This window comes from Iodidimonas nitroreducens, from assembly GCA_000710935.1.
GTDB lineage: Bacteria > Pseudomonadota > Alphaproteobacteria > Sphingomonadales > Rhodothalassiaceae > Iodidimonas > Iodidimonas nitroreducens.
Genome location: BAYV01000031.1, coordinates 1 through 6890, shown reverse-complemented (window position 1 = coordinate 6890; position 6890 = coordinate 1). Strand labels below are relative to the sequence as shown.

Annotated in this window: 8 protein-coding genes; 4 read left to right on the top strand and 4 right to left on the bottom strand. The window is 54.6% G+C overall.

Going from position 1 to position 6890, the window contains the following annotated elements:
* Both AQ1_RS11120 and hppD read right to left on the bottom strand, forming a co-directional pair.
* A partial coding sequence (locus AQ1_RS11120) for a homogentisate 1,2-dioxygenase (RefSeq protein WP_042087295.1) occupies nt 1-1039 on the bottom strand: 1039 nt, incomplete at its 3' end.
* A gap of 22 nt (nt 1040-1061) precedes the next feature.
* Nucleotides 1062-2165 carry a 4-hydroxyphenylpyruvate dioxygenase gene (gene hppD / locus AQ1_RS11115; protein ID WP_042087293.1) on the bottom strand — a complete coding sequence of 368 codons (1104 nt, stop codon included), beginning with the start codon at nt 2163-2165 and terminating at the stop codon, nt 1062-1064.
* Nucleotides 2166-2332: 167 nt separating this feature from the next.
* Between hppD and AQ1_RS11110 the strand changes: the two genes are divergently transcribed.
* Complete coding sequence (locus tag AQ1_RS11110; RefSeq protein ID WP_042087306.1) at nt 2333-2851, top strand: MarR family winged helix-turn-helix transcriptional regulator; 519 nt, start codon at nt 2333-2335, stop codon at nt 2849-2851.
* Between the two features lie 29 nt (nt 2852-2880).
* Here AQ1_RS11110 and AQ1_RS11105 read toward each other — a convergent pair whose 3' ends face one another.
* Complete coding sequence (locus tag AQ1_RS11105) at nt 2881-4095, bottom strand: acetyl-CoA C-acyltransferase (RefSeq protein WP_042087290.1); 1215 nt, start codon at nt 4093-4095, stop codon at nt 2881-2883.
* A 150-nt stretch (nt 4096-4245) separates the two neighbouring features.
* Here AQ1_RS11105 and AQ1_RS11100 point away from each other — a divergent pair, with 150 nt between their 5' ends.
* Genes AQ1_RS11100 through AQ1_RS14665 form a run of 3 tightly spaced genes read left to right on the top strand, consistent with a single transcriptional unit; the run spans nt 4246 to nt 5381 of the window.
* Nucleotides 4246-4512, top strand: coding sequence for a SoxR reducing system RseC family protein (locus tag AQ1_RS11100; RefSeq protein ID WP_150006740.1), 267 nt, complete (start codon nt 4246-4248; stop codon nt 4510-4512).
* Between the two features lie 25 nt (nt 4513-4537).
* The gene (locus tag AQ1_RS11095; RefSeq protein ID WP_042087303.1) at nt 4538-4861 is read left to right on the top strand and encodes a YbjQ family protein; all 324 of its coding nucleotides are present in this window, start codon (nt 4538-4540) and stop codon (nt 4859-4861) included.
* On the top strand, nt 4827-5381 hold the full coding sequence (locus AQ1_RS14665) for a YbjQ family protein (protein WP_081837289.1): 555 nt from the start codon (nt 4827-4829) through the stop codon (nt 5379-5381). Before AQ1_RS11095 ends, AQ1_RS14665 begins: the two co-directional genes overlap by 35 nt.
* On the opposite strand, the gene AQ1_RS14660 is transcribed toward AQ1_RS14665, so the two are convergent.
* Nucleotides 5378-6577 (bottom strand): flagellin, encoded by a 1200-nt coding sequence (locus tag AQ1_RS14660; protein ID WP_052371227.1) that lies wholly within the window; start codon nt 6575-6577, stop codon nt 5378-5380. The two genes, AQ1_RS14665 and AQ1_RS14660, sit on opposite strands and share 4 nt — an antisense overlap.
* Between the last annotated feature and the right edge of the window lie 313 nt (nt 6578-6890).

Below are 6890 nucleotides of genomic sequence, written 5' to 3'. Positions count from 1 at the left end.
TCTTCCGTGCCACTTCATCTGTGGCGGTTTTCTGCGCTTTCAACCCCGCCGCAAACGCTTTGGGATGGGGGCCATGGGTAAAGCCGCAGGGATGCAATGTCATCATGCCGGGATGAATATTATCGCGGCTGAAAAATTCGCCTTTGTGATAAAAGATGAATTCATCATAATCATCATTATTGTGGTAAAAGGGCACCTTCAAAGCCCCCGGATCGCTTTCGATGGGGCGCGGCACGAAGCTGCACACCACAAAACGATCCGCCACAAAGGTTGTGTGGGCGCTGGGCGGCAGATGATAGCGATGGCTCATCAGGGGGCGAATATCCCGCCAATTGATCCGCACCGGCAGCAGATCCCCCTTCCAGCCCATGGCATCAAGGGGATTGAACGGATAGGTGATGATGGTGGCCTGCCCCCGGCGCTTCACCACCACCCGCCACGTGTCTTCCGTTTGCTGGGCCTTGAAAGCCGCATCGATATGGGGGGTTTCAAGGATCGCGGGATCGAAAATGGCATGGGCACCCACCAGCCCTTTTTCAGGCAGGCGATAGCTGGAATTCGTCGCCTCGATCAGCATCATCTTGCTGGGCTGGTGCGGCTCGATCCGCCACATGGTGCCGCGCGGCAGCAGAATATAATCGCCATCGCGATAGGGCAGATGGCCAAAATCGCAAAACAGCGCCCCCGCCCCTTCATGGATGAATAAAAGCTCGTCGCCATCCGCATTGCGCACCAGATGATCCATAGCCCGATCACAGGCCCAAAAGCGAATAGCCGTGTGACTGTTGGATAATAAAAGTGCGGCATCCCAAGGGCTTTCACCCTTCAATGAAAGCTGATTGCCATCAAAGGCCCGAGGCTTTAGTGGCCCATCGAAGGCAATCCAGCCGGTGGGGGCATGGCGATGATAAAGATGCGTTGCCGGGCCAAAAAAGCCCTCATTCCCCATTTCCCGCTCGAAAGCGCCTTCGGGGAAATCGGCATGAGCCTGCCGCGAGCTTTCGCCCTCGATTTTCGGGAAACTGATCTTATTGCGCATGCCTCACCTTTTTCCGGATGGTTTATTCCGCCGCTTCGTTCGAGGTCAGATAACCACGACGGATTTGATCCTGTTCGATCGATTCAAACAGGGCCTTGAAATTGCCTTCGCCAAAGCCTTCATTGCCTTTTCTTTGGATGATTTCATAAAAAATCGGTCCAATCACATTCTTGGTGAAAATCTGAAGCAGCATCCCGCCGCCCTGCGCCTCACCGCCATCCACAAGAATGCGCCGTTTTTGCAATTCCGCCACCGGCTCGCCATGATCGGGTAAGCGCGCATCAAGCCGTTCATAATAGGTATCGGGCGTATCCTGGAACGCCACATCATGATCGCGCAAAATATCCACCGATTGGTAAATATTCCCTGTTCCCAAGGCGATATGCTGGATTCCTTCGCCTTTATATTCATCCAGATATTCATTGATCTGGCTTTTATCATCTTCGGATTCATTGAGGGGAATGCGGATTTTACCACAAGGGCTGGCCAAAGCCCGGCTCACAAGGCCCGTCAGCTTGCCCTTGATATCGAAATATCGGACCTGCCCAAAATTGAACAGGCGGCCATAAAAATCCCGCCACTTATCCATATTGCCCCAAATTACATTATGGGTCAGATGATCAATATAGGTGAGGCCCGCGCCCCATTGCTTCATCCGATCCTCGGCATCGGGCAGGATATCATAATCCTCGATCCAGGCATTGGTGCCGCCATAACCATCCACCAGATAAAGCCGCGATCCGCCGATCCCCTCGATAGCCGGTTTCGACAAAATCCGGTCATCATCCGTGATTGGCGTGGCATCAAGGCGCACAGCCCGTTCAAAGGCCTGATCGGCATTCGCCACCCGAAAGCCCATGGAACAGGCGCAAGGCCCATGCTTTTTGGCAAAGTCTGCCGCAAAGCCGGTTTTTTCCGCATTGATGATAAAATTGATATCTCCCTGCCGATGCAGGGTAATATCACGCGTTTTATGGGTGCCAATGACCGGAAAGCCCAGCTTTTCAAAAAGCGTGCGCAGCATCTGCGGATCAGGCGCTGCATATTCCACAAATTCAAAGCCATCGGTTCCCATCGGGTTTTCAACTTTGGGATTTTCTGGCTGATTAACGGGCGTATCAGTCATGGCAAAGGCTCCTTTTCCGCATCTATTTTATTGGTTACATATGTAACTAAATAAGCCGATGGGGCCCTTTTCGCAAGGCCAAATCTGATTTGTGGGCCATCACAAAGAAGCTATGGCGATCTGCGCGCCATCTTGGCATGATGGCGTCTTACCAGATGGATGCGCCGATGACCGATGAACACCAGCCGCTAGCGGATAAACCCCGCCCCCATAGCGATCAGAAGACCCGGCTGAAATTGCCGCAGTTTCTGCCCTATCGGCTGGCAACCCTGTCTAACCGGATTTCCCGCACCATCGCGGCGCTTTATTCCGAACGCTTTCATCTCAGCATCCCGGAATGGCGGATCATGGCCATTTTGGGCGATGAAACCGATTTATCGGCCAGTGAAGTGGCTGAACGCACAGCGATGGATAAAGTGGCGGTGAGCCGCGCGGTGTCTCGGCTTCTGGCCAAAGGGCGGCTGGAGCGGCATTTTTCCAGCACCGACCGCCGCCGCTCGGTGCTGGCGCTTTCGCCTGATGGCCGGGCGATTTATCGCGAAATCATGCCGCTGGCTTTATCCTATGAAGCGCATCTGCTTGCGCATTTGAGCGGCGAAGAGCAAGCAGCTTTGGATCATCTGCTGCAAAGGCTGGAAAGTCTTGATCTGGAAATGATCAAGACCCCCCAACATAATCAGTCATAGGCTTTGGCCTGAAGCCCTTGATACGCCGATCAGGATGGCAATTCCACCGCCAGCGCCGTGGCCTCGCCGCCGCCAATGCACAAGGTGGCGATACCGCGCTTTCCGCCCCGCTGTTTTAAGGCATTGATCAAGGTTACCATGATCCGCGCCCCTGATGCGCCGATGGGATGCCCCAAAGCACAGGCCCCCCCATGCACATTCACCTGATCATGGGGAAGATCAAGGGCATGGATGGCGGCCATCGCCACCACCGCAAAGGCTTCATTCACCTCCCACAGATCAACGCTTTTCTGATCCCAGCCGGTTTTTTGGAGCACGGCCTTGATCGCCCCGATGGGGGCCGTGGTAAACCACGCGGGCGCTTGGGCAAAGGAGGCATGGCCCCTGATTTCGGCCAGAATTGGCAGGCCGCGCTTTTCGGCTTCGGATCGGCGCATCAAAATCAGCGCTGCCGCGCCATCGGAAATGGATGAGGAATTGGCCGCCGTCACCGTGCCATCTTTGGCGAAGGCAGGCTTTAATTGCGGAATTTTATCAAGCCGCGCTTTGCCCGGTTGTTCATCGATGCTGATCGTTACACTGCCCTTCCGATCCTCGATCTGCAGGGGGATGATCTCGGCGGCGAAGGTGCCATCCTCGCAGGCCTTTTGCGCCCGTTTCAGGCTTTCGATGGCATAGGCATCCTGAGATTCGCGGGTAAATTGATAATGCTGCGCCGTGCTTTCGGCAAAGCTGCCCATCAAACGCCCGCTATCATAGGCATCTTCCAGCCCATCGAGAAACATATGATCCTTCACCTCGCCATGGCCCAAGCGAAGGCCGCCCCGGGCCTTTGGCAAAAGATAGGGCGCATTGGTCATGCTTTCCATGCCCCCGGCCACAACGATATCATTGCTCCCGGCCAGCAGGCTATCATGGGCCAGCATCATCGCCTTCATCCCCGATCCGCACATTTTATTCACGGTAACCGCGCCGATGGCATCGGGAATGCCCGCTTTTTTTGAAGCCTGGCGCGCCGGTGCCTGCCCCTGACCCGCTGGCAAAACGCATCCCATGATGGTTTCATTCACCTGATCGGGGGATAAACCGGCGCGTTCCAATGCCCCCTTGATGGCATGGGCCCCCAGATCCGATGCTGAAAGGGCGGAAAGATCGCCTTGGAACCCGCCCATCGGGGTGCGGGCCATGGATGTGATGACAATGGGATCATCGGCAAAAGATGAACGCGAAGGGCTGTGCGACATGATATGCTCTCCTTTAATGCGCCTATCAGATAAGGGCGCGCCCCACCCCGGCGCAAGCCCCTTGTGTCGGCCAGAAGATGAAGCTAACACATGAAAAAATGTGATTGATCTATCCTCATGCCCGATCTTCGCTTAGGAAAGTTGCCTTTGATGACCGCAAAACACAACGCGCCCCAAGCCTCACCGGCTGATGACAAAAAGCCCGATCATGAACGGCCCGATGGCCCGATGCATAATGATCAGCCCCGCCGCGATGATTTTTCGCTGATCGGATTTTTGCTTTTTGCCGGATTGATGGGGGGGGCGATGATTGGCGGCTTTGGCTTTTATGCCCCGGTGCCCGGTGCGCTGATGGGGGCGGCCCTGGGGCTTGGCATTGCCTTTGCGCGCTATTTATGGGTCCGATCCCACCGCTGAAGCCGCCAAAACAGGAAAATCCAGCATGATCGTCATCTCAACAGATCAAATTCCCGGGCGGGTGATCTCAAAAACCCTTGGCATTGTGCAGGGCTCTACGGTGCGCGGCAAGCATATCGGGCGCGATATTGCCGCCGGGCTGAAGGGGATCATTGGCGGCGAATTGCGCGGCTATACCGAATTGATGAACGAAGCGCGGGAAGATGCCATTGCCCGCATGGTGGCCGAGGCGCAAAAGCTGGGCGCGGATGCCATTTTATCGGTGCGGCTGACAACGGCATCTGTGACCGGGGGTGCTGCGGAAATTCTTGCCTATGGCACGGCGGTCCGGCTCGATGTCCAATCCTGAACTCTTTTTTGAAGAATTATTCTCAGAACTGAGCCGCGTTCATGCGCCCTGGTGGTTTGATGGCGGGATGAACCTTGGGGAAATGCTGCTCAGTTGGCTCATTTTCACCGGCCTTCCCACCTTGGCCCTTGTGTATCTGGCCATGCGCATTTCGTTCAATCACGCAAAAAGCCTGAAACAGCGGGCCTCCCTGCCCCATCGCCCGCGCCTCACCACAATGAAAAACGCACCTGAAGGCTATGGTGATCCCGTTCTGGTTTGCGCATCATATGTCGGCTCCCATGCGCGCATCCGATCTTTGGTGATTTTATTCCAGCGCCTGATCGGCGGCCATATTCCGGTTCTGGAAAGAATGCTGACCCGCAGCCGTAACGAGGCCCTTTTGCGCCTGGAACAGGAAATGATGGCAGTGAAGGCCGATCTTTTGATCAATCTGCGCATTCAGCAAAGCCATATTGGCCAGAATAATGGCATTGCCATCACCGCCTATGGCACTGCCTTGCGCAAAACGCAACCTTAGTTGCCGCCGAACAGCGACAAGATTGATTGCGGTGATCTATTGGCAATAGACAGCGCCTGCAAGCCCAATTGCTGCTTCACCTGAAGCGCCTGAAGGCTGGCCGATTCCCGTGCCAGATCGGCATCCACGAGATTGCCGATCCCCACCTGCAATTCATCCGACAAACGAATGGTGAAATTGGTGGATAATTCGAGCTGTCGGGCCGCCGCACCAAATTCAGCCAACACGCTGTTCACTTGCTGAAGCGCATTATCAACATCCACCAGCGCCTGTTCGGCCCGGACATTGGAGCTGAAATTATCCGCCGGTGTAGCGGTAATGGTAAAAGGCGTTGCCGTTGCGATTGAAAAATCGGCTTCCAATTGCGCCTGAGTGGTTCCTGCCGGTATCGTGAAGTTCTGGCCACCCAAGCTGATGGTATTTCCCGGTGCTGCGGGAATAGGAAAGGTGACGCCCGAAAAATCAAAGCTCGCCGGATTGGTCGTGGGGTCGATGATATTATCGGCATTGCCTGCAGCCACCAGGGCATTGACGAAATCGCGATCATCAAGATTTTGCGCAACGGCGGAAAGATCATTGATATTGACGTCATAGCCCAGTGCCGGATCAATCTCGAAATTATTGATCGCGATGCCAAGGCCGTTCGTTGTCAGGTCGCGGCCATTGATCTCAATGATATTAGAAAGTTTGGCTTCGCCCGCATCAACAATTCCGTCCGCGTTGATATCATTCACCGCCACCTCGGTACCAGTGAGGGCGGTGATCCGGGTCAGTGACGGATCAACGATATTGGTGCCATTGAAATTGGCCTGACTGACAACCGAATTGACCTGTTCCAAAAGACGGCTGAATTCGTCGCTCAAGGCTTGACGGGATTGGCTATCGATGCCGCTATCAGCGGCGGCGATGGTGGTTTCCCGCATATCGATCAGCAGATCGGATATGGTTTCAGCGGCAGCGATGGCAATATCCACCGTGCTGGTGGCGCGATCAAGGCTTGAACGCACAGCCTCAAAACCGCGCACCTGCCCACGCAAATTCTGGGCAATCGAGAAATTGGCTGGATCATCGGCAGCCGTTCGCACATCAAGACCTGTATTGATACGGCTTTGGGTTATTTCCAAGCTGCGATTGGTACCTACAAGCTGACGCAAGGCTTCTAATGCGCTACTATTCGTATTTACTGAAAAGGCCATTTTGCCCCTCCTTCATATTGAGGGCGACATCTGCCGCCGGTGCTCCTGCAATCGCAGCAGCTAATGCGAAAAGCGTGCCAATTCAGAATTTATTTGATAAATAATTGTTTTAGATAAATAATTTTTATAATTTGTGCGCGCGGAGATGCGAAGAAATACTGTGCATTCTACCCGATAGGGAAAATCCGCCCCAGCCAGAGCGGCAGAATTTACCACGTCTTTTGTGGCCCCCTCCACCGCGTCATTCCGGCCCCTCTTCGCCATCCCGGCCCTATTTTTCCGTCATCCCGGCCCTATTTTTTCGTCATCCCGG

Coding starts and splice junctions, on each gene's coding strand:
- hppD (WP_042087293.1), bottom strand. CDS start 2,165: ATGACTGATACGCCCGTTAATCAGCCAGAAAATCCCAAAGTTGAAAAC.
- AQ1_RS11110 (WP_042087306.1), top strand. CDS start 2,333: ATGACCGATGAACACCAGCCGCTAGCGGATAAACCCCGCCCCCATAGC.
- AQ1_RS11105 (WP_042087290.1), bottom strand. CDS start 4,095: ATGTCGCACAGCCCTTCGCGTTCATCTTTTGCCGATGATCCCATTGTC.
- AQ1_RS11100 (WP_150006740.1), top strand. CDS start 4,246: ATGACCGCAAAACACAACGCGCCCCAAGCCTCACCGGCTGATGACAAA.
- AQ1_RS11095 (WP_042087303.1), top strand. CDS start 4,538: ATGATCGTCATCTCAACAGATCAAATTCCCGGGCGGGTGATCTCAAAA.
- AQ1_RS14665 (WP_081837289.1), top strand. CDS start 4,827: ATGGCACGGCGGTCCGGCTCGATGTCCAATCCTGAACTCTTTTTTGAA.
- AQ1_RS14660 (WP_052371227.1), bottom strand. CDS start 6,577: ATGGCCTTTTCAGTAAATACGAATAGTAGCGCATTAGAAGCCTTGCGT.